Raw genomic sequence first — 25927 nt, forward strand, 5'->3', positions numbered from 1 at the left:
TCATGCCTCCTGCACGGCCCGGGTCCGGACCATCAGTACCGCGGTCTTCTCGGGCAGCTGCAGCTCCCCGGACTGGACGAACCCCGCGGCCGCGAACGCGCGGACGGAGGGCGTGTTCTCGAGGTCGGGCTCCGCCACCACCCGAGGGCACGACGGCTCGGACCGCAGCACCGTGTCCGCAACCTCTCGGAGCAGCAGCCGTCCGAGTCCACGGCCGACCCGGGTGCCGTCGCCGATCGCGACATGCACGCCCCGGTCCTCGACGTCGTACGGGTAATAGTCGGCCAGCCGGTCGTGCCGGACGCGGTACAGCTCGACGTACGCGAACTCCTCGCCGTCCAGCGTCACCACGTACGGCCGGGAGTGCTCCCCCGCCGCCTGCTGCTCGATCTCCTGGGCCCAGCGCTCCACCGACCAGCCCTGCTGCCACCAGCGCCGTACGTGCGGCTGTGCCATCCACACGGCGATCCGTGGGGCATCGGACGGGTCGGCCGGGCGCAGTACGAACGACGTCACCGCAGCGGGTTCGGGATGTCGAGGTACACCGACTGCGCGTCCAGCGGGGCGACGACCTCGTCGATGCCGCGCAGCCGGGTCAGCAGGTTCGCCTTGCAGGGCAGGGTTTCCGCGTCGAGCCACCGGCGCGCGAGGCGGTCGCCGTCCGGACCGGCGGCCTTCAGCAGCGGCAGCGCGTAGGTCAGCCGATCGCGGACAACCGACAGAAGTGAGTCCTCGTCGGCGATACCGTCCGCGGCCAGACAACCGACGACGGCGAGCGCCTGGTTGTGCAGCAGGTAGTAGGTCAGCCGGTCGTCGACAATCGGATCGTCGACGACGGCCAGCGTCGAGTCCCGCAGCCCGGTCACCGCGAGCAGACCACGCAGGTACGACGAGGCCAGGTAGTAACCCTGGTTGTCGCGGTACGCGCCGCCCTTGATCCGCCCGGCGCCGTCCAGCCGGACCAGCGTGTTCTGCTGGTGCGCCTCCAGCCCGATGCCGGTCTCGGCGTACAGGTGGAGCATCGGCACCAGCACGTTGTCGATGTACGACGCCGTCCAGCCGGCCGGATCCTCGGCGGCGAAGGCGCTCAGCCGGCTCACGCCACCCGGGCGCGGCGCGACCAGGCCCGCGAGACAGGCGTAGCTGTTGACGTCCGCGGGCACCTCCCGGACCGCGACGTCGAGACCGGTGAGCGTCGGCCCGCCTTCGTCGAGCGCGACCCACGCCGGGTCGCGGACGATGCTGAACCGCGGGTGCGCAGTCGCTGTCCCCGCGTTGTACGCCGCGTCCAGCAGCCGGTTGATCTCGAGCCCGCGGCGCAGCTCGGTCGGCGTCGACTCGCGCCGCGAGTTCGTGATCCGCAACCCGAGCGACAGCTTCAGCATCACCGGCAGGTCCGGGTGGAACACGGTGCGCAGGCTCGACGTCGGGTACCACTGGGAGCTCCCAGGTCCCAAGGCCTTCACCCGGCCCGAGGAGATCAGCGAAGCAACCCGAGGCCGCTTCTGCACCGCGGCCGCCTGCCACGGGTGCGCTGGGACCAGGACTCGGCCGGGCGACGGCGTGATACCGGCCAGCGCGCCCATCAGCTGCACAGCGTCCAGACCCTGCAGCGAGGGCGCGCCGGCCACCTGGTCCGACGACACCAACTCGGCGTCGGCTTCGAACCAGTGCACCGCGAAACGGCCGCCGAGCTCCGGCGAGTACGCCGCCAGCTCGTCGCCGCTCAGTCCGTCCCGGCTCTTCGGCGCCGGGTGGTTCAGGTGCCCGAACAGCAACGCCTGCTCGGTCTCGAGGAAACGCCCCGGTCCACGTTCGCCGTCGGCCTGCTGCACGAACAGCGCGACGTTCCGCACCGACTCCGTCGTCCGCGCCGCCAGGTCGTCGACCTCCGCCGGATCCGCGTCGGCCGACAGCACCCGCACCAGCTCCTCGGGCGCCGCCGGTACGCCGTCCAGCAGTACGTCGGTGAACTGGTGCAGCCCGGTCCGCGAGGCGTGCTCGACGCGGGCCGTCACGGTCGACCGTCCGAGGTCGATCGTCAACGATCCCACGGTGACCGGGACGGCCGACTCCCGCGTGTAGCAGCGCAGGATCGCGTTCAGGTGTGCGGCAACAGCGATACTCACGCGGCTCCTTCGCCGGTCAGGACGTCGAGGCCGGTGGCCACGACCTGGTCCAGCAGGTCCTCGATGTCCGACACGGTCGCGTTCGGGTTCAGCAACGTCAGCTTCAGGGCGACCGCGCCGGAACCGGGCAGCTTGGTCCGGCCGATCAGCACCCGGCCCGACGTCAGCAGCCGACGGCGTACCTCGCCCTGGAGCTCGTCGGACGCGCCGGCGAACCGGAAGAGCACCGTCGTCAGCGTCACCGGCGCCAACATCTCCAGGTTGCTGTCGGCAACAATCCGGGCCGCCGCCGCGTGCGCCAGTTCGTGACAGGCATCCAGCATCGCGCCCAGCCCGGCCCGTCCGTACGCCGTCAGCGTCGTCGCGACCTTGACCGCGTCCGGCCGGCGCGTGGTCTGCAGGCTCCGGCCGAGCAGCCCGTCCAGCCCGGAGTCGATGTCGTCCGCCGGGTTCAGGTAGTCCACCGAACGGTCGAACGCCGCGAACCGGTCCCGGTCCGCCACCAGCAGCACGCTGGTCGCGGCCGGCTGCCAGCCGATCTTGTGCAGGTCCAGCGTCACCGAGTCCGCCAGCGCCAGATCCGCGAGCAGGGGCGCCAGCCGGTCCGAGAACAGCGCCCCGAACCCGTACGCCGCGTCCACGTGCAGCCAGGCGCCGTACTCCCGGGCCAGCGCGGCGATCGGCGCGATCGGGTCGACCGAGCCGAAGTCCGTCGTACCGGCGGTCGCGATCACGGCCACCGGCGTACGCCCGGGCTCGGCCAGCTCGGCGGCGAGGACGTCGGTGCGCATCCGGAAGTCCTCGTCGGCGGCGATCGTGATCGCGGCCTCCTCACCGAGCCCGAGGGCGGCGCAGGCTCGCTGGACGGAGAAGTGCGCGAGTTCGGAGCAGAACACCACCGGGCGGTCGAGCCCCCGCAGACCGTTCCGCCGGACGTCGACACCGGCCGCGGCGGCGGCGCCGTCGCGGGCGATCAGCACCGCGAGCAGGTTCGAGATCGAGCCGCCAGGGGTCAGTACGCCGTCGGCCCGCGGGCCGAAGCCGGCCAGCGTGGCCAGCGCCCGGACCACCCACTGCTCGACGGCGAGCGTCGCCGGACCGGAGTCGTACGTGTCCAGCGAGGCATTCGACGCCGACGCCAGCGCGTCCGCGTCGACCGCGACCTGGAGGACCGGCGGCTGCAGGTGCGCGGCGGCGTGCGGGTGGCTGAGGTCGATCCCGTGCTCGTCGAGCAGGCCCGCGATCAGGTCGAGCGCGGCGGACTCCCCCACGCCGGTCGACGGGACACGCGGTTCACCGAGCACCTCGGCGGCCCGCCGCAGTACCGTTCCCGGAGAACCGTGCGGCAACGGTCCACGGTCGCGGTCGGCGACCGTCGAGGCCAGCGGCCAACGGCCGGCCGAAGGATCGCGGACAAGTGCTGTCACGGCGGTCAGCCGCGCGGGCTGCGACATCCAGTTCTCCCGGGAAGTTGTCGAGTAAGGCAACCCTTACTAAGGCAGCCCTAACTTTCGTCGGGAGTACACACGGTGTCAACTCACCTACCCGCGGGAGTGGTGATCCTCACGCTCCCAGCAGCCGCCGCCCGCCGCTCGGGGTGCGGCCGTCGCGGTCGAAGCGCCGGCCGGCCGCTACGTCGAGCAGACCGGTCATGGCCGGTTCGAAGCGCTCCGGCCGGGGCAGGGCGCGCAGCGTCCGGTCCGGCTCGCAGTAGCTCAGGTAGAAGATTCCTTGCCGCCAGGCGGCCGCCGCGTCCCGCCACGCCGGTTGCCCGAGGGCCCAGACGAACGCGCGATCGGCGAGGTCCGGCGCAGCCTCCCGCAGCCAGTTGGTCAGGTCGAGGGCGTCGACTAGTACGGCGAGGTTGTGCGTGGTGAGGATCTGGCACTGCTCGAGCGCCGCCCCGCGAGCGCGGCAGATCGCGGCGAAGTCGTCCCGGCGCCGATGGATCCGCGCCGTCCGCCAGTCGGCCGGCAGGTCGTAGTACCGGGCGTACAACGACCCGGCCAGCACCCGGCTCGCGACGACCGCCGCCTCCCGATGCTGCCCGTTCTGGACCAGGGGCAAGGCGAGTCCGGCCTGCGCCGCGAGCGCGTCGAGTTCCCGGACCAGCGGAGTCGGCAGGACCTTCTGCGGGAACGACTCCAGCGCCACGGTCGTCGACTCGCGCAACGTCTGTACGGCGGCCCGCCGCGCCTGCTCGCCCTGGTCGCGGTACGGCGCGACCGCGTCGACCCACGGCAGCTCGCCGAACCGCACCAGCCGCGGCCTCCGCCGGAACGCCGCACAGGTCTGCGCGTAGACGATCGCCAGCGCCGGGTCCCCGATATTTGCCGCCAGCAACTCCGCGGCGAGCTGCGGAACCACCTCGGCCAGGACCTCGCCCGACCCGATCACGCCGCGCGCCACCAGCTCCCCGATCGGCGCCTCGAGCGCCCGCGCCGCCTTCGCCAGCAGGTGTTCGGGGATCGCCGCACCGGCCGCCGCCGGCGCCTCGGTACAGTCGACCGGGCCCGCGACCGGCTCGAGCGCCGGCAGCCCGCCGTCCCGCGGGAAGGCGTCGAGCCGCGCGCTCAGCACGTGTGCCAACGTCGCGTACGCCGGTTGCGCCGCCACCTCGCGTTGCCGCTGCCGCAGCGCCTCCCGCTCGGCCGATCCCGGCGTACCGTGGGCGCTGATCGTGTTCGCCAACGCTCTGCGGATCCAGCCGACCGCCCGCCCGTCGAGCGCCGAGCTGTCGTCCGGGCAGAGGTCCAGCGCCACTCGAAGACGCGTGAAGTTGCTCTTCCACGGCCGCGGCCGGTGCAGCTCGGTCGCGAGCTTGTAGTCGTCCTGCCACCGCCGGCGCCGTTCCGCCCAGTCGTCCGGCCACACCCGGCACGGCCAGCCGCCGTCGACCACGCCGTCGACGAGGTGGGGCAGGTCGCCGTCGACGGTGTCGCACCAGAGCGCGACCAGCTGGTCGTACAGCGGGTTCCACACCTGGAGCGTCTCCCGCATCGCGGCGATCGGCCGTCGTACCGTTGCCTGCCGCAACTGAGCGCGTACGTCGTCCACCGTGGTCCGGCGTACCACCGGCCCCGACGGCCGCGGGCTGTACGACGGCGAGAACCGCAGGCGGTGCATCAGCGGACGGAGCGCCGCGACCAGGTCGAGCGCGGCCGCGTGGTGGTCGTGTTCCAGCAGCCAGGCGACCACCAGCAGCGCGGCCTGCTCCGGTCCGTCGATGCGGTAGCACCCGGTCCGCAACGCCTGCCCGAGCTCCGCGAGACCCTCGTCACCGAGGTACCAGAGGTTCAGCCGCTCCCGATCCACCGGCTCGTCCGCAGGCCCCCACGCGAGGTCGTCCAGCACCCCACGCCACGCATCCACCCGCACCGCCGCGCGCCGCCGTACCGCGGGATCCTCCGCCACGAGCGCCCGCTCCAACGCGCGATGCAACCGGCCCGTCGCATACCCCATCCCGAACCCCCGTCCGTCGGACAGCGCTCAGACATGGAGGCAGGACTCGAACCTGCGCCCTCCCGGTAGTAGCCGGGCGATCTACCCCTGATCTACTCCATGCGGTGCGCTACACACTACCGTCCGTAAGGACTTCTGGTAAGGACAAACGTGGCGATGTTCAGGTGGTCGATGGTTTCGCCGGTGCGGTGGACGTGCAGGGTTTCGCCGGCGAGGTAGCCGTCGCGGCCCTGGTAGTGGTCGGGGGTGAGGGGGGCCAGGCGGGTGGTGAGGCCGCCGGAGAGTTGGAGGATGCCGCCGCAGACCGAGATGGTGAGGGGGGTGTTGCCCCAGTACCAGTGGCCCAGGAGTTCGGTGCCTTGGGCAAGGGGTGGCTCGGGCACCCACTCCTGCGTGAGCGGCGGCTCGTACGTCGCGAGGATCCGGATCAGGTCCGGCGCCAGCGACGCGACCCGCCCGTACGTGCCGTTGCCGAGCGTGACCGCGCCGACCCGGCGGACCCGGTCCACGAACAGCCCGGCGAGGAAGCCCGGCATCGAGCCGGTGTGACCGATCAGCAACTGCGGGTCGTCCGCGATCAGCCGCAGCCCGAGGCCGTACGACGCGGTCAGCCCCTCGCGCGGGTCGGACGCGACCGGTGTCGCCATCTCCTCGACGGTGTCCCGGCTGAGCACCTCATGCACCGGGTCGATCCAGAACGCGGCATACCGGGCCAGGTCCTCGATCGTGCTCCACAGCTGCCCCGCCGGCGCCATCGCGGCCGAGTCGTACGCCGGCTCCGGGTCCAGCTGCCCGCTGAACGGGTGCACCGAGAACCCCTGCGCGGCCCGTGCCTCCGGGAAGTACGTCGTACGCCGCATCTCCAGCGGCTCGAGGATCCGCTGCCGCACCAGGTCCAGCCAGGCCGTGCCGCGCAGCCGCGCGACGATCTCGCCGAGCAGCCCGTACCCGAGGTTCGAGTAGTGGTGCCGCCGATCCGCCGGCCCGACCGCCTGCGCGTCGTTCATCGCCGCGGTCAGCTCGTCGAACGAGACCCCCGGATTCCGCTCCCACCAGGGTCCTTCGGGCTCCGCGTTCATCCCGCCGCTGTGCGCGAGCAGGTGCCGCACCGTCCGGTCCCCGAACGCGATCCCGGGCAGATGCTTGCCGACGGCATCGTTCAGCGACAGCAGCCCGTCGTCGCGGCACTGCAGCACCAGCACCGCGGTCAGCGTCTTGGTGATCGACCCGATCCGGTACTGCACGTCCGGCCCCGGCAACCCGCCGTCCGCGGTCGCGAACCGCCCCCGGGACCCGGTCCACACCAGCGCACCGTCCCGCACCACGCCGGCGTTCACCGACGGGACCTTCGTCTCCCCCTGCGCCGCCGCGACCTCGGCGTACAATGCGGCGGCGGTGTCAGGACGCAAGATCACCCGCACAATGCTAGGCGATGGTCCAGAGGATCTGAGAACTCGTAGGCGGCGATTGCGGAGCAGGCTCGAGCCGTCTGAGCACTCCGATGGCCGCATCATCGGCGCCCTGCTCCTGCCCGGAACGCGATCGACGCAGCGGTCCGACCGTGCACTCAGCCCAGCAACTGAATTACCGCTATGTAGTTAATTCGCATTCTTATCTAGACCATTCACAGCTGGATTTCCCTCTGTCACACTCGGTCAGCGTCGAGCCTGCATCACGGGAGGGTACTCATGCCGACATCACGAGGATCTGTCGACCCCGATTCCAATGGACTGTCGACGGACGTCCTGCTTTCAGGACTCCTGGCATTAGCCATCGCCGATCGCGAGGAGCGAGTCTCTGCCCGTGGCGATGCACCACCCAGACCGCTCAGCACCGAGGTAGCGCTGAGCCGCGGTGGGCTGCCGCCGGGGGTCATCGCGCGGATGACGGGCAAGTCATACGAGGCTGTGCGATCGACGCTTCGTCGCGACCAGCGGCGCTCGCGACCGTCGAGCGGCCCGCTGCCGGAAACCGAGCCGGGAGAATCACAATGAGCAAGATGCCGACGGATCCCACTGACGACATGGATGACGTCACGCCGATCGCAGGAACGTCGCAGATAGGGACCTTGCTGACGGCCGTCGTTGCTCTCCTCGCCGACGCCAGAGAAGCAGACGATCGGCTAACGTCTCGCCGCAAGACCGAGGTGCTACTCACTCAGTGTGGGCTGAGCTCCACCCAGGTCGCCGCCATCGTGGGTAAGCAACCAGGTTCGGTACGGACGGTGGTGGCTCGCGCCCGGAAGGCAGCGCACAAGCCTGTGAAGGCGGCCGGCGAGCCGCCCTCGGCGCAGCAGGACACGCCACATGCCGGAGAGTAACGAGCTGGCCAGCCAGGTCCAGGCCATGCGGATCGAGCTGGAGGACGTGTCCCAAATGACCGAGGCGTTGCTGCGCAGCAGCGGCGCTGAGCTGGAAGCCAGGATCCTAGACTTTCTTCAGCGGGACGACGTCGCGACGCGAATCTTCGAGCTGACCGACGGAGTTCGCAGTCAACTCGAGATCAGCAGGTTACTGAAGGCCGATGGGCTCAACAGCGACAAGTCCAAGGTCAGCCGCACGATCGAACTGCTCCGCGACGAGCACCGACTGTTGATCAAGTCCCGCAGCAAAGGAGGTAGCGCGGTCTATCGGCACTCGAAGCTCACCAAGGCGCTCCACATCGATCGCACAATCGCGCGCCGTCGGAAACGCTCATGACTTCCGAAAAGCGTCTCCTGATGTTGCTTGCGGAAGAAGCCCGAGGCCGCGGCTGGGAACGGGGCGATCGATTCTCACTCACTGTTCTGGACATCATCAAGGCACATAACAATCGCTTGCCGGATATCCATGTCCTCGCGCAACGGATGGACCGCACGTTCTGCATCGTCAACTCGATCTCCAAAAGGACCGCAGCCGAGGCAGCAACGTACGCGCTTGACGGTGTCCTTCCCGATGATGGGACTGAGACGAACGTCGATATTGCTGTGATGACCGCGATGCAGCTGGAGGCAGCTGCTGTAACTCTCTTCCTCGAGGACCTGAGCGAGCACGTCGACCGCATTGGGACGATCTCCCGCCGGGGCCGTCTGCGACACAGCAGGACTCACAGATCGGTTGTCGTCGTACACGGCGACGTCGGCAACAACGCAACAGCAGCGTTGACCTCGCAGCTACTTACTACCTGCACCCCTCGGATCCTTCTCTTCGTCGGTGTTGCCGGTGGCCTCAAGGACGCGGCCTCGCAAGGAACTGTGGTGGCAGCGACGGACATCTACGACTACTCGGCGCTCAAGGAGGGAAAGCGCGGACCAGCCGCTCGTATCAAGACATTCTCCACATCGTATGCCCTGCGAAGACGCGCGGACGTAGTCGCGCACGACGAATCATGGCTGACGCTCGCACGGACTGTGCCGCAGACCAGAACCCAGGGATCAAAGGCGCCGTCCGTCCTGGTAAAGCCGATCGTCGCCGGCCCTGTCCTGCTAGCTGACTTGGCATCGGGCACCGGGGAGTGGATTCGTGCTCACTGCGATGACGCTGTGGCAATCGAGATGGAGGGCGTCGGCTTCTCGCTGGCAACTGGCCTGCACCCGGGACTGCAGACCTTGGTCGTCCGAGGTATCTCCGATCGCGTTGATGACAAGACGATGAGCAACGACGAACGCTGGCAGCCGATCGCCGCGGCACGAGCCGCTGCGTTCGCCCTCGCCACTGCCGATGCCTATCTCGCCTCACCTCCAGGAGGAACAGATGAGCGATGAATTGACTGATCGGCTCGACCGCATCGACCGGGTGCTGTCCAGCCTGCTGGCAATCACGGTGGATCAGTATCTGCGCACGACCCCGGATCTGGCCAAGCCGCGGCCACGCACCATCGACCGGATGCTTGCGGACGCTGGGCTCCGCCATCAGGAGATTGCCGCAGTCCTCGGCAAGACGCGACAGGCAGTGTCCCAGATCCTGGCTTCCGACGGCAAGGCGAAGCCAACCAACCGTCGGGGAACCGTCACCAGCGCCGGCAACGTCGAACCCCACAACACCACGGCGTCGGCAACCCAGAACGAGACGCAGGACGGTGCGGCGTGAACCGAGACATGGATCAACTCGAGGAGCTCGTCCGCCTGCAGGCAGTGCTGATTCGACTGCTCCTGCCTACCCAACAACGCGCGATCGTCGAGCTCGGGCGGGCCGGCTTTGGCCCGGCCAGAATCGCACAGCTGCTCGGTACCACGGCAAGCACGGCCAGCGTCACGTTGCAGCGTGACCGCAAAGCGGGCCGGAAATCAGGCGGCAGTGAGCCAGTGAAGCTGGCCCCCGCCAAACCAGAACCGTCCGATGAGTGAGGTCGCCAAGGCGCACGTGCCGCCCGAGGACGAATCGGACGTGCTCGAGGCGGCGCTCCAGCACGGCTGGTCCTGGTTCTCCCTGCACGCCGTACAGCGCATGCAGGTAATCAACCACTACCTTGTTGCGGTCGCTTTCCTGACCGCAGCGTATGGCAGCCTTGCCGCCGCGAGGCACTGGATGATCGCGGCGGCCGTCGCGACGACAGGCGTCGTTGTCAGCCTGGTTTTCGATCTGCTGGATTCGCGGACCCGCGAGCTGATCGGGCTCTGCGAACCTGCCTTGTCACAACTGGAAGAGCGCCTGTCGAGGGAAGCGAACGTCGATCTGATGATGGTTCTGCGGGCATCGAAGCCTCATCGTCGACGAGTGTCATACCGAGTCCTCATATCGACGCTCACCCGCTTCGGACTGGCGGCATTCGCAATCGGCGTCGTCGTGGCTGTCATTCAGGCATAGGCGGTCTACTCGAAGGCCTCCGGGGCTGGGCAGGAGCAGATCAGGTTGCGGTCGCCGTACGCGCCGTCGATGCGGCGGACCGGCGGCCAGTACTTCGAGGTGCGGTCCACCGAGCGCGGGAACGCGGCCTCCTCGCGAGTGTAAGCGTGTTCCCACTTGTCGTTGATCACCGACTCGGCGGTGTGCGGGGCGTTCACCAGCGGGTTGTCGGCGGCCGGCCACTCGCCCGCGGCGACCCGGTCGATCTCGTGCCGGATCGCGATCATCGCGTCGCAGAACCGGTCGAGTTCTCCGAGGTCCTCGGACTCGGTCGGCTCCACCATCAGCGTGCCGGCCACCGGGAACGACATCGTCGGCGCGTGGAAACCGTAGTCGATCAGCCGCTTCGCGACGTCGTCGACGGTGATGCCGGTCTCCTTGGTCATCGGGCGCAGGTCGAGGATGCACTCGTGCGCGACCAGCCCGTTCTCGCCGGTGTAGAGCACCGGGAACGCGCCCTCGAGCCGCTTCGCCACGTAGTTCGCGGTCAGTACGGCGGCCTTGGTCGCCGCGGTCAGGCCCTCGGCGCCCATCATCCGGATGTACGCCCACGAGATCGCCAGCACCCCCGCGGAACCGAACGGCGCCGCGCTGATCGGGCCGACGCCCGACTCCGGGCCGGCCTGGTCGAGCAGCGGGTGGTTCGGCAGGTACGGCGCGAGGTGCGCCGCGACCGCGACCGGCCCGACGCCCGGACCGCCGCCGCCGTGCGGGATGCAGAACGTCTTGTGCAGGTTCAGGTGGCTGACGTCGCCGCCGAACTCGCCCGGCTTCGCGAGCCCGAGCAGGGCGTTCAGGTTCGCGCCGTCGACGTACACCTGGCCGCCGTGGTCGTGGACGACCTGGCAGACCTCGCGGACGCTCTCCTCGTAGACGCCGTGCGTGGACGGGTAGGTGATCATGATCGCGGCCAGCCGATCGGCGTGCTCGGCGGCCTTCGCGCGCAGGTCGTCGAGGTTGATCGTGCCGTCGTCGTTGCCCTTGACAACGACGACCTTCATCCCGGCCATCACCGCGGACGCGGCGTTGGTGCCGTGCGCCGACGCCGGGATCAGGCAGACGTTGCGGTCGGTGTCGCCCTGCGCGCGGTGGTACCCGCGGATCGCGAGCAGGCCGGCCAGCTCACCCTGCGAGCCCGCGTTCGGCTGGATCGAGACCTTCGCGTACCCGGTCACCTCGGCCAGCCAGCGCTCCAGTTGGCCGATCAGCTTCACGTACCCGGCCGCGTCCTCGACCGGCGCGAACGGGTGCAGGTCCGCGAACTCCGGCCAGGTCACCGGCTCCATCTCGGTGGTCGCGTTCAGCTTCATCGTGCAGGACCCGAGCGGGATCATCCCGCGGTCCAGCGCGTAGTCGTAGTCGGACAGCTTCCGCAGGTACCGCAGCATCGCGGTCTCGGACCGGTGCGTGTTGAAGACGGGGTGCGTCAGGTATCCGGTGGTCCGCGGTACGGCGAGAGCGGCCGCGCCGAGCGTGTCGTCGTACTGACCGCCGAAGGACTGGCAGACCCGGGTCAGCGTGGCGACGTCGGTCTTCTCGTCGCAGGAGATGCCGACGTGGTCCGCGTCGACCAGCCGCAGCCAGATCCCGTTCTGCCGGGCGGCGTCCACCACGTCGGCGGCGCGGCCCGGGACACGGGCGAGCACGGTGTCGAAGAAGTCGTCGTGCACGACCTCGACCCCGCCTGCCCGCAGCGACGCGGCGAGCTTGCCGGCGTGGCCGTGCACCCGCTCGGCGATCGCGCGCAGCCCCTCCGGGCCGTGGTAGACGGCGTACATCGACGCGACGACCGCGAGCAGGACCTGCGCGGTACAGATGTTCGACGTCGCCTTCTCGCGCCGGATGTGCTGCTCGCGCGTCTGCAGCGCCAGCCGGTACGCCGGGGCGCCGTCCGCGTCGACGGAGACGCCGACCAGACGGCCGGGCAGCGACCGCTCGAGGCCGGACCGGACCGACATGAAGCCGGCGTGCGGGCCACCGTAGAACAGCGGTACGCCGAAGCGCTGCGAGGAACCGATGACGATGTCCGCGCCCGCCTCGCCCGGCGCCTCGAGCACCGTCAGCGCGAGCAGGTCGGAGGCGACGGCCACCAGGGTGTCGCGCTCGTGGGCGGCCTCGACGAGCGGCTTGAGGTCGCGGACCACGCCGTTCGAGCCTGGGTACTGCACCAGGAAGCCGAAGAAGTCGCCCTCAGGCAGGCCGTCGGTGGTGTCCGCGACGACAACCTCGATGCCGAGCGCCTCGGCCCGGGTCTTCACGACGGCGATCGTCTGCGCGAAGGTGTCGGCGTCGACGAGGAAGCGCTCGGACTTGCTCTTCTTGTTGGATCGGTGCGCGAGCGTCATCGCCTCGGCCGCGGCGGTGCCCTCGTCGAGCAGCGACGCGTTCGCGGTCGGCAGGCCGGTCAGGTCGGAGACCACGGTCTGGAAGTTCAGCAGCGCCTCGAGGCGGCCCTGGGAGATCTCCGGCTGGTACGGCGTGTACGCGGTGTACCAGGCCGGGTTCTCGACCAGGCGGCGGACGATCACCGACGGCGTGAACGTGCCGTAGTACCCCTGGCCGATCATCGAGGTGGCGATCGTGTTCCGGCCAGCCAGCTGGCGGAGCTCGGTCAGCGCGTCCACCTCGGAGGCGGGCTCCGGCAGGTGCATCGCCTCGGTGGAGCGGATCGACGCGGGGACGGCGGCGTCCACGAGCGCGTCGACGTCGTCGTACCCGAGGAGCTGGACCATCCGGGTGATCTCGTCCGGACGCGGGCCGATGTGCCGGTCCGCGAACGTCGCGGAAAGCTGAGGGGTGTCGTTCACTAGAGGCTCCGATGCTGACTGTCGCTGCCGGTGGCCTCCCCCTCTGTCACGCGTGCACGCTCCAGAGTCGCCTGTGACACTCGGTCCGTGGGCCTGAGAGGTTCCGGGGAGGAATTGCCCCTTCGGCGCCCGATGACACGGGTCTCTCCCGAGTGCTGTGAACGGCAGAGTCGAGGCTACCAGGAATCGCGGAAGAGTTCGGGCAGCAGGCTCCGGGCGGCCGGCCGCGCCGCCGCCACCTGCGCTTCGGTCGCCGCCTGCATCGGCCACCGCACCCGCGTCCCGGCGTCCGCCCAGCCGCCGACCGCGGCGAGGAACTTGTCCAGCGCCGGGTTCGACAGCCCGGCCTGTTGCAGCGGTACGACGTGGGCCGCGAAGAACTCGGCGACCCGCCGTTCGACGTCCAGGTCGGCCGCGGTGGCCACCGCACCGTCCGGGGAGAGCGCCGCAACGTTCGAGTAGCTGCCGTGTGCGCCGAGTAGCGTCATACTCGCCAGGAAGTGACCGGGCACGAAGATCGCCAGCCCGGACTGCAGGGCCTCGTCGAACCACGCTCTGTCACCGCCGGCCGTCTTCAGCCCGATCAGGCTCGGCACCGCCTCGGCCAACTGGCAGAGCTGCTGCGGCGAGACAGCCGTCTTGGCATGCGGCGGGTTGTACAACACCAACGGCACGTCACCCGCCACCTCCGCCACCCGCCGCAGGAAGCTCAGCAGCTCAGCGGGATGCAGAGGCAACCAGTCCGGGGCTATTACCTGGATCGCTCCGGGCGCAAGCTTCGCGGCTCGCTCCACACGATCCAGCTGCACCTGCGCCGACGGATGACTGGCCCCGATCTGGAACGGTTTGCGCACCGCGGCGAGGACCTCGTTCACCCGGTCGAACTCGTCCTCGGTGAGGGTCTGGAACTCCCCCGCCGTCCCGTGTGCGTACAACCCCGCCACCGAAGTCTCACCCAAAGCCTGAGCCTGAGACTCCAGCCGCCGGAAGTCGATCGAGTCGTCCGCGTTCAGCGGTAACAACAAAGTCGCCCACACACCGCGGAGCGAATCGGCAGTGAGTGGGCGCACAGGGGAAAGCTAGGTCAGCCGGTCATCCGGGCGCGACGCCGGGCGGCGAGTTCGTCGCCGGCGTGGCCGTCGGAGCCCTCGTCGTCGTGGCCGTCGGCCCGCTCGGTCGGCAGCTCGGACAGCGAACCCTCGACCTCCCGCCAGACGCCGCCGAGCGCGATCCCGAACACGCCCTGGCCGCCGGCCAGCAGGTCGATGACCTCGTCGGGCGAGGTGCACATGTACACCGACGCGCCGTCGCTCATCAGCGTGATCTGGGTCAGGTCGTCGAACCCGCGCTTGCTGAGGTGCGCGATCGCGGTCCGGATCTGCTGCAGCGAGATCCCGGCGTCCAGCAGCCGCTTGATCACTTTCAGCAACAGGACGTCGCGGAAGCCGTACAGCCGTTGCGTCCCGGAACCGGTCGCCGGGCGGACCGACGGTGAGACCAGGCCGGTGCGGGCCCAGTAGTCGAGCTGCCGGTACGTGATCCCGGCCGCGGCGCAGGCCGTCGGACCCCGGAACCCGACGTCCTCCGGCATCGGCCGCAGGTCGTCGTCGAACAGCAGACCCTGAACGCCGGCAGTCTCCGTAGCTTCTGCCACGGCCTCGGCGTGCGCGTCGGAAGCCGACTGCGTCAGATCCGTGTCCCCGGTGCGTGTCACGCCTGAGCCTCCCTGGATACCGACTGGAACAAGTCATCTCCGTGGAGTGACAGCACCCCACGACTCCTTCACGGTAAGCCGCCGCCCGAGGCGGGTCAACGACAACCGCATCGAGCCGGGAGCGTGTCGCGACCGCCGTACGAATCGTTACCTAGGCGCTCTTGTCCGGCTCAGCTCTTGTCGAAGTCCTCCGGGGTCACCTGGTCCAGGAACTCCCGGAACCGCTCGACCTCCTCTTCCTCCTGCACCTCGTCGGTGCCGTCGGCCTCACTGTCCGGAACCGGGATGCCGGCCTCGGCGAGGATCTCCTCGGTGCAGAACACCGGCGTACCGGTGCGCAGCGCGATCGCGATCGAGTCCGACGGCCGGGCCGAGATCTCGGTCTGGTCGTCGAACACCAGGATCGCCTCGAAGATGCCGTCGGTCAGGTTCACGATCCGGACCTGGCTGAGGGTGTGCCCGAGGACCCGGATGGTCTCGGCGAAGAGGTCGTGGGTCAGTGGCCGGGGCGGCTCCATGCCCTGCTGGGCGAAAGCGATCGCACTCGCCTCGGCCGCGCCGATCCAGATCGGCAGGTACCGCTCACCGCCGACCTCCCGGAGCAGCACGATCGGCTGACTCGAGGGCATCTCCACCCGGACTCCGACCACGTCGACTTCGCGCACGCCACCAGCCTACTCCGCGCCGAAGGGCTAGGCGCGGGGAAGGCGGGAGCGGACCAGCGCGGTGTGCAGCCGGACGGTGAGCGCCGCCAGCTCGGCGGTCTGTTCGGTACGGCGCGGCCCGGTCACCTGCTCGATCAGGCCGACCTCGCGGTCCGCCGCGGTCCGGAACGCCCGCAGGTGCCGGGGCTCCAGGCCGTACGCCGCCAGCTCGGCCGCGACCTTCGCGATCACGATCGCGTCGCCGCCGTAGTGGTTGCCGGTGGCCACCACCAGGCCGTGGCTCTCCAGTTCGGCGAGCAGCCCGTCCGGTACGCCGGCCGCGGTCCGCAGCTCGTCCCGGGTCAGCCGCAGTTCGGTGCCGGTGGCATCGAAGTCGTCGGCGACCGGCTGGCCGGGGGTCTGCGGCAACGCCGTGGGCGCGACCGGCGGACCCGCCGCGGCCGGTCGCAGGCCGCGGTCGATCGCGCCGAGGTGTTCCTTGATCACCTTGAGCGGCAGGTACTGGTCGCGCTGCGCGGTCAGCACGTACCGCAGCCGGTCGACGTCCGCGACGCTGAACTTCCGGTAGCCGGACGCGGTCCGGGCCGGCGTCACCAGCCCCTCCGCCTCCAGGAAGCGGATCTTGGAGATCGTGACGTCGGCGAACTCGGCCTGCAGAAGCTGCAGCACCTCACCGATGCCGCGACTGCCGCCGGACGGCTCAGGCCTGGCCACTGGCGTAGTACACCAGCCGGTACTTGCCGATCTGGACCTCGTCGCCGTTGTTCAGCTGGACCTCGTCGATCCGGTCGCGGTTCACGTACGTGCCGTTCAGGCTGCCGACGTCGCGGACCTTCACGCCGTACCCGTCGCGGCGGAACTCGGCGTGCCGGCGGGACACCGTCACGTCGTCGAGGAAGATGTCGCTGTCCGGGTGCCGGCCGGCGGTGACCACGTCGACGTCGAGCAGGAACCGGCTGCCCGCGTTCGGGCCGCGCTGGACGATCAGCAGGGCGGACCCGGCCGGCAGCGCGCCGACGGCGGCCTGGTCGTCGGCGTTCAGCGGCTCACCGGTCTGCTCCGGCTCCGGCTCGGCTCCGATCGGGGTCAGCATCGCGGTGTCGGTGACACCGGGCTGGGCCGCGCCAGGCAGCATCGCTCCGCACTGCGAGCAGAACCGGCTGCCCTCGGAGTTCTCGTGCCCGCACTGGTTGCAGAACGGCATGCTGTGATCCTCCCGATCGCCGGTGGTCCGGCGACGTTTTCGATAGACCCCGTATTGACAGTGTGGCAAGAGGCCCCAACCCTCGATCAGCGGTTGAGGCCCGTAACGCTATCAGTCTGTAGTCAGCCCTGGTCGAGCTGGCCCTGGTACGCGTCCGCGTCCATCAGCGCGGTCACCTCGGCGGCGTCCTCGACGTCGATGTCGAGCAGCCAGCCCTCGCCGTACGGGTCGCTGTTCACCAGGTCCGGCTGGTCGGCCAGCGCCTCGTTGACGGCGGTCACGGTGCCGTTCACCGGGGCGAACAGGTCGCTGACGCTCTTGGTCGACTCCAGCTCCCCACAGGCGTCGCCGGCCCGCACCGTGCTGCCGACCTCCGGCAGCTGCACGTACACGATGTCACCGAGCTGGTCCTGCGCGAAGTCGGTGATGCCGATCCGCACGGGTCCGTCCTCGCCGGCCTTCACCCACTCGTGCTCGGCCGTGTACTTCAGGTCTTCGGGGTACACCTTTGTCCTCGTTTCTACTTCGTAGGGCTGGGCGCCGGGCGAGCGTAACGATGCTCCTCCGGGGCGTGCAAGGCGGTGATCGACAGGCTGCTCAACTCGTTCACCTCGGCGGTGCCGCCGATCTGCGGACCGGTCACCTCACTGACCAGTCCGCCGGGGAAGTTCGCCGCCTCGGCCAGGTTGTGGGACTCCCCGATCGCCTCGATGACGTACGGCGAGGTCAGCTTCTGGCCGTCGGCCCGGATCCCCGGTGGGTCGTCCACGAAGTCCGTACTGGCCACCACGCGGACCGACCCGTTCAGCTGGATCGCCTCGGCACCGGCGTCGCGCAGTTCCTCGATCGCGTCCAGCAGGTTGCTCGAGGTCATCTTGCCCTGTGGGTCGTTGAGCGTGATCCGGACCCCCTGCCCGACCGCGGCCATGGTGCCGGCCAGGATGCCGAGGGTGCGGATCTGGGCCTCGGCCTGCTCGCGCGCGGTCTGCGCCTTGTCGGCGCTGGACGACAGCGTGTTCTTGCGTTCCTCCAGGTCGGTGATCTCGCTCTCCAGCCGGCGGGTGTTCTGGCCGAGACCGTCGAGGATCGCGATCAGGTCCTCGCGGCGGGCGTTCTGGTAGCCGTCGTCGGCCCGGTTCACCCGGACCTGGACGACCGCGACGCAGCCCACCAACGCCAGGACGATCGCCACGATCGCCTGCCCGCGGGACGGCTTGAAGCCGGCCTTGAGCCGGCGCAGTGCGAGGTTCGGCGTCTTCGGCTTCGGGGCCGGCATCGGCGTCGGCTTCTCCGGGTCCGGGGTCTGGTCGCTCATGGTCAGGCCCGGAAGATGTGCCGGCGGATCGCGGCCATGTTGGTGAAGATCCGGATGCCGAGCACGACGACCACGCCGGTCGACAGCTGCGAGCCGACGCCGAGCTGGTCGCCCAGGTAGACGATCAGCGCCGCGATCAGCACGTTGGACACGAACGAGACGACGAACACCTTGTCGTCGAAGATCCCGTCCAGGAACGCCCGGAGCGCGCCGAACACCGCGTCCAGCGCCGCGACCACCGCGATCGGCAGGTACGGCTGCGCCCACTCCGGGACGTCGGGGGCGACCAGCAGGCCGACCACGACCCCGATCACGAGACCGAGTACGGCGATCATCTCGGCCTCACCTTCGCATAGCGCAACGCGATCGTCGCATCGGCCGGCACCAGCAAGGAATCCTCCGTCGTGATCGTGCTGCGGACACCGAAGTTGCTGACCAGGTACTGCACCCACTGCCCTCCGGAACTCTGCGCGAACCGGGCCGGCATCGTCGCGGTGTCGCCGATCGCGAGCACCGTGTACGGCGGGGTCAGCGAACTGTAGTCAACCGTGATCGCGCTGCCCGCACCGCGGATCGCGGTCAGCGCGGTGAGCCGGTGGCCGTTCACCGCGATCGCCTCCGCGCCGGCCGTCCACAGCCCGTTGACCAGCTGCTGCAGGTCGACGTCGAGCAGCCGGCCCTCCTTGGCGTCGGCGTTCTTCGCGTCGTCGATGACGGCCTTGATCCCGGGCCCGGTGACCGCGATCGCGCCGGTCTGCAGCTCGAGGTCGTCGAGCTTCTGCTGCAGCGCCGCGCCCGTACTGTCGTTGCTCAGGCCGCTGGCCTGCAGGCCGCGGACCTCGTCGGCGAGCTGGGACTGGTGGTTGCGCAGGTCGGTCAGCCGGTTGCCGGCCTGGTTGATCCGGTCGATCAGTTCCTTGCGCTGCTTCTCCGCCTCGGGCGCGCCGCGGTAGTTCTGCGCGGCGGCGATCGCGAGCAGGAAGCCGAGGACCGCGGCGGCCACCACCAGCAGCACGCGGTGCCGGGACCGGGCCGGGTCCTGTTTCGACCGGGTCCTGGCGGCGACGGCGTACCCCTCGTCGATCGGGTGCGCCATCAGGTTGTTCAGCAGCGACATCGACGCGTCGACGCGCCGAGGAGGCGTCTGCTGAGGGGCTTGCTGGGTCACCCGGCCGAGTCCTTGATCGGTTTGACCGTCTGGACCAGGTGCCGCAACTGGGCGAAGTACAGCGCGCCGGCCCAGTAGTACAGACCGGTCCCCCAGATCGCGAACGCCCAGCCGATCACCCGGGCCAGCAGGTTCAGCGTGGAGTCGCCGTCGCCGAGCAGGAGCAGCGGGAACGCGTACAGCAGGCAGAACGTCGCGGACTTGCCGAGGAAGTGCACCGGCAGCGCGTTGAAGCCGCGGCGGTGCAGCGCGGGCAGGGTCAGGGTGAGCAGCACGTCCCGCAGCGGCAGCGCGATCGCCAGCCACCACGGGATGATGTCGCGCAGCGCCAGGCCGATCACGGTGGCGAAGATGTACAGCCGGTCCGCGACCGGGTCGAGCATCTGCCCGAGCCGGCTGGTCTGGTTCATCCGGCGGGCGATCTGGCCGTCGGCCCAGTCGGTGAAGCCGGACACCGCGAGCACCAGCAGCGCCCAGCCGTCCGCCTTCGGCCCGAGAATCAGCCACAGGAAGAGCGGCACCCCCAGCAACCGCAGGAAGCTGAGCGCGTTCGGGATCGTCCACACCCGGTCGGACACTTCCAAGTCCGGCACGCGACCCCTCCCTCTCTCCACCCTGGATACCCGTCGTAACTCTACTGGGGTGCTTCGACAGGTTTGCGCCCGGCCATGCCGGGGCATGCCCGGCTTTTCCCAATCGAGATGCTTAGGCTGGGCAGATGAAGTTCCTGGTGCTGATCTACGGCAACCCGGAGTCCCGCGCGGTCTGGGACTCGTTGACGGACGAGCAGAAGAAGGAAGGCATGGCCGGGTACGCCGCTCTGCACGCGGAGCTGGCCCAACACCAGGAGCTCGTCGCGTCCGAATCGCTCGACGACCCGGCCCTGACCAAGCAGGTGCTGGTCCGCGACGGCAGGCCGCTGACCACCGACGGCCCGTTCGCCGAGGTGAAGGAACAGCTGGCCGGCTTCTACCTGCTGGACTGCGAGTCGATGGACCGCGCGGTGGAGATCGTCGCGCGGATCCCGGAGGCGCCGTTCAGCGTCGTCGAGGTCCGCCCGGTGCGGGACCTCGGCGCGTACAGCTGATGCTCGAGGAGCTGCTCCGGGAACAGGCCCCGCAGGTACTGGGCGCCCTGGTCCGGCGGTACGGCGACTTCGACGCGTGCGAGGACGCCGTACAGGAGGCGCTGCTCGCGGCGTCGCTGCAGTGGCCGGCCGACGGCGTACCGGAGAATCCGCGGAGCTGGCTGATCACGGTCGCGTCGCGGCGGCGGATCGAGGTACTGCGGAGCGAGGCGGCGCGGGTACGGCGCGAGGAGACCGTGGCGTCGTGGACTCCCCCGGAGCCGGCGTCGGCGGCGGACGACTCGTTGACGTTGCTGATGCTGTGCTGCCATCCGGCGCTGACGCCGCAGTCGCAGGTGGCGCTCACGCTGCGCGCGGTCGGCGGGCTGACGACCGGCGAGATCGCCCGCGCGTTTCTGGTGCCGGAGGCAACGATCGGGCAGCGGATCAGCCGGGCGAAGGCGAAGCTGCACGGCGCCCGGTTCGCGCTGCCGCCCGCGGCGGAGCAGCCCGAGCGGCTGGCCGCCGTACTGCATGTGCTGTACCTGATCTTCAACGAGGGCTACACGGCGTCGTCCGGTACGTCGCTGCACCGGGTCGAGCTGTCCGCGGAGGCGATCCGGCTGACCCGTCAGCTGCTGGCCTTGCTGCCGGCCGAGGGCGAGGTGGCGGGGCTGCTGGCGTTGATGCTGCTGACGGATGCGCGGCGGCCTGCCCGGACCACGGCCGCCGGTGCGTTGGTGCCACTGCCGGAGCAGGACCGGTCGCTGTGGGACGCGGCGTCGGTTGCCGAGGGCACCGAACTGATCGAGTCGACGCTGCGCTCGGCGCCGGTCGGGCCGTACCAGCTGCAGGCGGCGATCGCGGCCGTGCACGACGCGGCCGCCGACGCCGGTGCGACCGACTGGCGGGAGATCCTGATGCTGTACGAACTCCTCGAGTCGACGGCACCCGGGCCGATGGTGACGCTGAACCGGATCGTCGCGGTCGCGATGGTGCACGGGCCGGGCGCCGGGCTGGCGCTGCTCGACGACGTGGATCCGGCGCTGCGCGACCACCACCGGCTGGCCGCCGTACGCGCGCACCTGCTCGAACTGGCGGGCGATGCAGCGGCCGCGCGGGAGGCGTACGAGCTGGCCGCACGACTCACGCAGAGCACTCCCGAGCAGGTGTATCTGCTGGGTCGCGCGGCTACCTTGGGCGCCCCCAACTGAGCTCGGCCTCGATCGTCAGCTCCAGTACGCCGTCCTGCGCGTAGGGGCGGAGCGCTTCCGCGACGCCCGCGTCGAACGCGGCGGCCTCGTCGACGGGCATCAGGTCGCGCGCCAGGCTGGACGTCGAGTGCAGCCGCTCGATGTAGTCGTCGACCGTCTGCCGGTAGCCGACGCGCTTCGTCCGCGCCGTACCGGTGAGCTCGAGGAGGCCGCGTTCGACGATCGCGTCGACGACGTTGAACTTCGGGTCGTGGTCCTTCTTGCGCGAATGCCGCACGATCACCGGGACCACGTCGGCCATCCACGGCTCGTCGACGGGGCCGTGCTCGATCACGACGAGCTGGGCGTTCGGGGTCAGGTGCGGGAGGATCCGGGCGAACGTCTCCGCCCACGGCATCCAGTGGATGCTGGCGCCGGCGGTCACCAGGGCGTACGGGCCGTCGAGGTCGGCGGCCTCGATCGGGTTCACCTGCCAGCGGAGGTTCGGGTGGTCGCCGCCGGGGCGCTGCCGGCCGGCGTCGACCATCGGCTGTGAAAAGTCGATCGCGTCGACCTGCTCGACCCGCGGCGCCAGCGGGCGGGCGATCGCGCCGTCGCCGGCGCCGATGTCGAGCACCCGGCGCGGGGCGTCGGTGATCAGGTCGACGAGCCGGTCGAACACCTCGTCCGGGTACGGCGGCCGATGCTGGTAGGCCTCCGCCACCGCCTGCTGTTTGAACGTCGCCGCGAGTTCGGTCATGTCGTGGAGCCTAGGCCGGGTCGCACCGTACGGTCCCGGTTTCTGCTGTCGGCCGACGTAATCCGCACGTCTCCTCCGGTCCACGCGGCGGAAACATCCGGTTCCTACTTTGAGGCGGTGAGCCCTCTGTACGAGCGCGTCGACCCCTTCATCGGGACCGGCGCCACCGACCTGCCCGCGCCGCAGGGCCTGGCCGCGACCTGGTGGTGGCCCAAGCCGCAGGTCGGCAACACCCACCCGGGCGCCGTCCACCCCTTCGGCATGGTCTCGGCGTGCCCGTACTCCGGTGCCTACCCGACCGGCTACGGCCTGTACGACTTCAACACCGAGGGCGTTCCGGACCTGTTGTACGACCGCCCGGTCGCGTCCGGATTCACCCACTTCCAGCAGTCCGGTACGGGCGCGATCCGCAAGTACTACAACTACTTCCGCGTCACGCCGATGCTCGGCCCGCTCGACGACCTGGGCACCACGTGGGACCTGCTGGACGAGGTGGCCGAGCCCGGCTACTACGCGGCGACGCTGAGCTCGGGAGTGCGCTGCGAGCTGACGGTCGGTCCCAAGTCGGCCGTCCACCGGTACACCTTCCCGGCCAACGACACGGCCCGCATCGTCGTCGACGCCTCGACCGGCGGCCTGGCCATCCCGCACAGCCGGACCGTGCCACTGAAGGCACACCTGACACTGCTGGAGCCAGGGGTGGCCCAGGGCGAGATCCACGTCGAGGGCGTACCGCTGGCCGTCCACCTGGAGGTCGACGCCCCGGGCTGGCGGCAGTTGCTGTGGTACGACCGGCGCCTGATGCCCGGCGGCACCCGCCTCGACTTCGACTACATCCGGCCGACCACCCTCCGGCCGTTCGGACTGATCTTCATGGGTCCTTCGCGCGCCGAGCAGACCGTCGAAGTACGGCTCGGGTTCTCACTCCGCGGCTGTACGACGGCCCGCGACAACCTGCACCGGGACGTGGCCGCCTTCACCGACCGGCGTGCGCGGACGGCAAGCAGCTGGCGCGACCACCTCGGCAAGGTCGAGATCGACGCCGGGTCCGACGACCAGGCAACGGTCTTCGGTACGGCGCTCTACCACTCGCTGATCAAGCCGTGCTTCGCCCCGGACGAGAGCCCGTCGTGGACGACCGAAGGCCCGTACGCGTTCGACATCTGCACCATGTGGGACATCTACCGCACGCAGCTGCCGCTGATGACCACGCTGTTCCCGGAGCGTTCGGTCGCGCTGGCCGGGGCGCTGCTGTCGATCTGCGAACAGGAGGGCAACCTGCCGATCGGCTACCGGATGGCCAAGGGCGCCGACCGGTTCTCCCGGCAGGGCAGCGCGCTCGCGCACACCTTCCTCGCCGATCTGTGCCAACTGGACCTGCCCGGGATCGACTGGGACTGGGCCATGGTGCACCTGGAGGCGGACCTGCGCCGCACGTACGGCGAGGACTACCTGGTGCACGGGGTGGCGCACCCGATCAGCCACACCCTCGACCTGGCGTACGCGTACCACTGCACCGCCGAGATCGCCCGCAAGGTGCGCGACCGGCCGCTCGCCAAGCAGCTGCGCGACCTCGCCCACGGCTGGCGGGCGGCGTACGACCCGGCCACCGGTCTGCTGCGCGACTCGACCTTCTACGAGGGCGGCCGGTGGAACTACTCGTTCCGGCTGCTGCACGACATGCGCGCCCGGATCGCGCTGGCCGGCGGCGACGAGGCGTTCGTCGGCCTGCTCGACCGGTTCTTCGGGTACCACGCCGCGCCGGTCACCCAGCCGGGCGTGGCGCCCAGCGTCACCGAAATGGATGCCGGGTACGGCCTGTGCCGGTTCGAGGGGCTGAACAACGAGCCGGACTACGAGGCGCCGTGGTCGTACCACTACGCCGGCCGGCCGGACCGCACCGCCGAGGTGGTGCAGGCCGCGGTCGCCAACCAGTTCGGCACCGGCCGTGGCGGGCTGCCGGGGAACGACGACTCCGGCGGGCTGTCCGCCTGGTATGTATGGGCGACGCTCGGCCTGTTCCCGGTGGCCGGCCAGAACCTCTTCCTGCTGAACGCGCCTGCCGTGGCCGAGTCCACGACCCGGCTGCCGTCGGGCGACCTGTCGATCACCACGACCGGCTTCGAACCGGTCGAGACCGGCGGACCGGTCTCGTACGTCCAGTCGGTCGCGGTGGACGGCAAGACCCTCGAACGCCCGTGGATCTCCGGCCGGGAACTGCGGCGCGTACGCAACCTGCACCTCGAACTCGGCCCGCGGCCGTCCGGCTGGGGAACCCGGATCCGGCCGCCGTCCACATCTGATCCCACTGGGGGTGCCGCATGAACACGCTCGTCCCGTCCCGGCCGGCCCGGCGCCTGGTGATCGTGGTCCGTGCCGATCCGGTGATCTGCGGGCACTCCGGTGAGGCGCGGTGCCTCGCGGAGGTGGCGCTCACCCGCGGGTTCGACGACGTACGGATCGTCACCTGGCCGCTCGATGCGGTGGAGGCGGCCGGGCTGCCGCTGAAACCGCTCGATCGCGTCCTGCCGTACAGCCCCGGCATCACCGTCGAACGGCCCGGTCCCGTCGGCGACTACCGGGTTCCGGACGGACGGTATCTGTCCGGGCTGATCGGGCGGCTGGTCGAGCTGTTCAGCGACGGGGTGCCGACGGTCGCGATGTCGCTGTACCTGAGCCCGCACGCGATCGCCGTCCACGAGGCCGTCCAGGTGGCGCGCCGGATCGGTCCCGCCCGGGTGACCACGGTGGCCGAGGCGGTGGGGTCCGACATCACCAACGTGGTGCGCGAGTGCGTGGCCGGCGGCCGGTTCGGGGCGGCGGCGCACATCCTGTCGGTCTACCTGGCGGCCGACCACTGCGTGGCGGTGTCGGAGTACACGAAGGACCTGATCGTGGCGTCGGCGGCGGCCCTCGACGACCTGCACGGTACGACGTTCGCGCGGCAGTGCCGGGAGCGGATCGCGATCTCCTATCCGGCCGTGGACTCCTGGCCGTACCTGTCGCTGACCGACGACCGGATCGCCGAAACCCTGGCCCGGCGGGGGCTTTCGCGGGACAGGTACGTGCTGTTCCTCTCCCGGATCGCGTCGGCGAAGGGCATCGACGACCTGATCGACGCCTACGCCGGCTCACGGTCGGCCGAGCGGGTGGAGCTGGTGCTGGCCGGGCGCGGTCCGCACGAGGACGCGGTGGTGGCGCGGGTCGCCGCCACGGGCCTCGGCGAACGGGTGCGGGTGCTGACCGACGTGGACGACACGGAGAAGCCGGCCCTGATGGCCGGGAGTGCGGCGTTCGTCCTGCCGACCCGTGAGCAGCCGGAGTTCGTCGAGACGTTCGGGATCGCGCTGGTCGAGAAGGCACTCGCCGGCGGCGGGCCGATCATCACCTGCGCGACCGGCGGCGTCCCCGAAGCGGTCGGCGACACCGCCCTGCTGGTACCCCAACGCGACCCGGCCACGCTACGGACCGTGCTCGACGAGGTCGTCTGCGACTGGACCTACGAACAGCGGGCGACCGCTGCGCGCCGCGCGCGGGCGCACGCTCTGTATTTCGACCGGACCGCAGTCTTCGACCGCCTGTTCACCCGCACCGAACCCCCGGCCGTTCCGGTCGTCTGAG

The 25927-nt window shown here is 70.2% G+C and carries 27 protein-coding genes, 1 tRNA gene and 1 riboswitch; of the genes, 10 read left to right on the plus strand and 18 right to left on the minus strand.

Going from position 1 to position 25927, the window contains the following annotated elements; genetic code table 11:
• The 6 genes from ACQHIV_RS13010 to ACQHIV_RS13035 all read right to left on the minus strand — a co-directional run bounded on the left by ACQHIV_RS13010 (position 1) and on the right by ACQHIV_RS13035 (position 7006).
• Positions 1–516, minus strand: a complete 516-nt coding sequence (locus tag ACQHIV_RS13010) for a GNAT family N-acetyltransferase (RefSeq protein ID WP_427894043.1) — start codon at positions 514–516, stop codon at positions 1–3.
• Positions 513–2129 (minus strand): IucA/IucC family protein, encoded by a 1617-nt coding sequence (locus ACQHIV_RS13015; RefSeq protein ID WP_427894045.1) that lies wholly within the window; start codon positions 2127–2129, stop codon positions 513–515. Before ACQHIV_RS13015 ends, ACQHIV_RS13010 begins: the two co-directional genes overlap by 4 nt.
• Positions 2126–3583: a pyridoxal phosphate-dependent decarboxylase family protein gene (locus tag ACQHIV_RS13020; RefSeq protein ID WP_427894046.1), complete on the minus strand. Its 1458-nt coding sequence runs from the start codon at positions 3581–3583 to the stop codon at positions 2126–2128. The genes ACQHIV_RS13015 and ACQHIV_RS13020 overlap by 4 nt, the downstream gene beginning before the upstream one ends.
• A gap of 109 nt (positions 3584–3692) precedes the next feature.
• Entirely contained in the window at positions 3693–5591 is a 1899-nt protein-coding gene (locus ACQHIV_RS13025) for a hypothetical protein (RefSeq protein WP_427894048.1), read from the minus strand.
• Between the two features lie 31 nt (positions 5592–5622).
• Positions 5623–5693, minus strand: a tRNA-OTHER gene (locus tag ACQHIV_RS13030).
• Between the two features lie 14 nt (positions 5694–5707).
• Entirely contained in the window at positions 5708–7006 is a 1299-nt protein-coding gene (locus tag ACQHIV_RS13035) for a serine hydrolase domain-containing protein (protein WP_427894050.1), read from the minus strand.
• A 575-nt stretch (positions 7007–7581) separates the two neighbouring features.
• Between ACQHIV_RS13035 and ACQHIV_RS13040 the strand changes: the two genes are divergently transcribed.
• Genes ACQHIV_RS13040 through ACQHIV_RS13065 form a run of 6 tightly spaced genes read left to right on the plus strand, consistent with a single transcriptional unit; the run spans position 7582 to position 10375 of the window.
• On the plus strand, positions 7582–7911 hold the full coding sequence (locus tag ACQHIV_RS13040) for a hypothetical protein (RefSeq protein WP_427894051.1): 330 nt from the start codon (positions 7582–7584) through the stop codon (positions 7909–7911).
• The gene (locus ACQHIV_RS13045; RefSeq protein WP_427894053.1) at positions 7898–8290 is read left to right on the plus strand and encodes a hypothetical protein; all 393 of its coding nucleotides are present in this window, start codon (positions 7898–7900) and stop codon (positions 8288–8290) included. The genes ACQHIV_RS13040 and ACQHIV_RS13045 overlap by 14 nt, the downstream gene beginning before the upstream one ends.
• Positions 8287–9333, plus strand: a complete 1047-nt coding sequence (locus ACQHIV_RS13050; RefSeq protein WP_427894055.1) for a hypothetical protein — start codon at positions 8287–8289, stop codon at positions 9331–9333. Before ACQHIV_RS13045 ends, ACQHIV_RS13050 begins: the two co-directional genes overlap by 4 nt.
• Positions 9323–9658, plus strand: a complete 336-nt coding sequence (locus ACQHIV_RS13055) for a hypothetical protein (protein ID WP_427894057.1) — start codon at positions 9323–9325, stop codon at positions 9656–9658. Before ACQHIV_RS13050 ends, ACQHIV_RS13055 begins: the two co-directional genes overlap by 11 nt.
• 8 nt (positions 9659–9666) lie before the next feature.
• Complete coding sequence (locus ACQHIV_RS13060) at positions 9667–9915, plus strand: hypothetical protein (RefSeq protein WP_427894059.1); 249 nt, start codon at positions 9667–9669, stop codon at positions 9913–9915.
• Entirely contained in the window at positions 9908–10375 is a 468-nt protein-coding gene (locus ACQHIV_RS13065) for a hypothetical protein (protein WP_427894060.1), read from the plus strand. The genes ACQHIV_RS13060 and ACQHIV_RS13065 overlap by 8 nt, the downstream gene beginning before the upstream one ends.
• Positions 10376–10380: 5 nt before the next feature.
• On the opposite strand, the gene gcvP is transcribed toward ACQHIV_RS13065, so the two are convergent.
• The 11 genes from gcvP to ACQHIV_RS13120 form a co-directional block, all read right to left on the minus strand.
• The gene (gene gcvP / locus ACQHIV_RS13070) at positions 10381–13221 is read right to left on the minus strand and encodes an aminomethyl-transferring glycine dehydrogenase (protein ID WP_427894062.1); all 2841 of its coding nucleotides are present in this window, start codon (positions 13219–13221) and stop codon (positions 10381–10383) included.
• Between the two features lie 71 nt (positions 13222–13292).
• Positions 13293–13382, minus strand: a riboswitch (glycine riboswitch).
• Positions 13383–13397: 15 nt separating this feature from the next.
• The gene (locus ACQHIV_RS13075) at positions 13398–14291 is read right to left on the minus strand and encodes a dihydrodipicolinate synthase family protein (protein WP_427894063.1); all 894 of its coding nucleotides are present in this window, start codon (positions 14289–14291) and stop codon (positions 13398–13400) included.
• A 14-nt stretch (positions 14292–14305) separates the two neighbouring features.
• The gene (locus tag ACQHIV_RS13080) at positions 14306–14812 is read right to left on the minus strand and encodes a MerR family transcriptional regulator (RefSeq protein ID WP_344197148.1); all 507 of its coding nucleotides are present in this window, start codon (positions 14810–14812) and stop codon (positions 14306–14308) included.
• A gap of 293 nt (positions 14813–15105) precedes the next feature.
• Positions 15106–15600: a bifunctional nuclease family protein gene (locus tag ACQHIV_RS13085; RefSeq protein ID WP_427894065.1), complete on the minus strand. Its 495-nt coding sequence runs from the start codon at positions 15598–15600 to the stop codon at positions 15106–15108.
• Between the two features lie 27 nt (positions 15601–15627).
• Positions 15628–16314 carry a MerR family transcriptional regulator gene (locus ACQHIV_RS13090; protein ID WP_427894067.1) on the minus strand — a complete coding sequence of 229 codons (687 nt, stop codon included), beginning with the start codon at positions 16312–16314 and terminating at the stop codon, positions 15628–15630.
• Entirely contained in the window at positions 16301–16804 is a 504-nt protein-coding gene (locus ACQHIV_RS13095; protein ID WP_427894069.1) for an FHA domain-containing protein, read from the minus strand. Before ACQHIV_RS13095 ends, ACQHIV_RS13090 begins: the two co-directional genes overlap by 14 nt.
• A gap of 122 nt (positions 16805–16926) precedes the next feature.
• Complete coding sequence (gene gcvH, locus ACQHIV_RS13100; protein ID WP_427894071.1) at positions 16927–17310, minus strand: glycine cleavage system protein GcvH; 384 nt, start codon at positions 17308–17310, stop codon at positions 16927–16929.
• A gap of 14 nt (positions 17311–17324) precedes the next feature.
• On the minus strand, positions 17325–18119 hold the full coding sequence (locus tag ACQHIV_RS13105) for a DUF881 domain-containing protein (RefSeq protein WP_427894072.1): 795 nt from the start codon (positions 18117–18119) through the stop codon (positions 17325–17327).
• A gap of 2 nt (positions 18120–18121) precedes the next feature.
• Positions 18122–18454, minus strand: coding sequence for a small basic family protein (locus tag ACQHIV_RS13110; RefSeq protein ID WP_132285273.1), 333 nt, complete (start codon positions 18452–18454; stop codon positions 18122–18124).
• The gene (locus tag ACQHIV_RS13115; RefSeq protein WP_427894075.1) at positions 18451–19287 is read right to left on the minus strand and encodes a DUF881 domain-containing protein; all 837 of its coding nucleotides are present in this window, start codon (positions 19285–19287) and stop codon (positions 18451–18453) included. The genes ACQHIV_RS13110 and ACQHIV_RS13115 overlap by 4 nt, the downstream gene beginning before the upstream one ends.
• Positions 19284–19967, minus strand: a complete 684-nt coding sequence (locus tag ACQHIV_RS13120) for a CDP-alcohol phosphatidyltransferase family protein (RefSeq protein ID WP_427894076.1) — start codon at positions 19965–19967, stop codon at positions 19284–19286. The genes ACQHIV_RS13115 and ACQHIV_RS13120 overlap by 4 nt, the downstream gene beginning before the upstream one ends.
• A 38-nt stretch (positions 19968–20005) precedes the next feature.
• On the opposite strand from ACQHIV_RS13120, the gene ACQHIV_RS13125 reads away from it, so the two are divergent.
• Together ACQHIV_RS13125 and ACQHIV_RS13130 are read left to right on the plus strand one after the other, a co-directional pair.
• Positions 20006–20374, plus strand: coding sequence for a YciI family protein (locus ACQHIV_RS13125; protein WP_427894078.1), 369 nt, complete (start codon positions 20006–20008; stop codon positions 20372–20374).
• Complete coding sequence (locus tag ACQHIV_RS13130; protein ID WP_427894080.1) at positions 20374–21567, plus strand: RNA polymerase sigma factor; 1194 nt, start codon at positions 20374–20376, stop codon at positions 21565–21567. Before ACQHIV_RS13125 ends, ACQHIV_RS13130 begins: the two co-directional genes overlap by 1 nt.
• Here the strand turns inward: ACQHIV_RS13130 and ACQHIV_RS13135 are convergent.
• Entirely contained in the window at positions 21545–22306 is a 762-nt protein-coding gene (locus tag ACQHIV_RS13135; protein WP_427894081.1) for a class I SAM-dependent methyltransferase, read from the minus strand. The two genes, ACQHIV_RS13130 and ACQHIV_RS13135, sit on opposite strands and share 23 nt — an antisense overlap.
• Positions 22307–22423: 117 nt before the next feature.
• Here ACQHIV_RS13135 and ACQHIV_RS13140 point away from each other — a divergent pair, with 117 nt between their 5' ends.
• Together ACQHIV_RS13140 and ACQHIV_RS13145 are read left to right on the plus strand one after the other, a co-directional pair.
• Positions 22424–24631 carry a glycoside hydrolase domain-containing protein gene (locus tag ACQHIV_RS13140; protein WP_427894083.1) on the plus strand — a complete coding sequence of 736 codons (2208 nt, stop codon included), beginning with the start codon at positions 22424–22426 and terminating at the stop codon, positions 24629–24631.
• Entirely contained in the window at positions 24628–25926 is a 1299-nt protein-coding gene (locus tag ACQHIV_RS13145) for a glycosyltransferase (protein ID WP_427894085.1), read from the plus strand. The genes ACQHIV_RS13140 and ACQHIV_RS13145 overlap by 4 nt, the downstream gene beginning before the upstream one ends.
• The last annotated feature ends 1 nt before the right edge of the window (position 25927 follow it).

Origin of the sequence: Kribbella polygonati (assembly GCF_050320105.1) — a bacterium.
In the GTDB taxonomy this organism is placed as follows: Bacteria; Actinomycetota; Actinomycetes; order Propionibacteriales; family Kribbellaceae; genus Kribbella.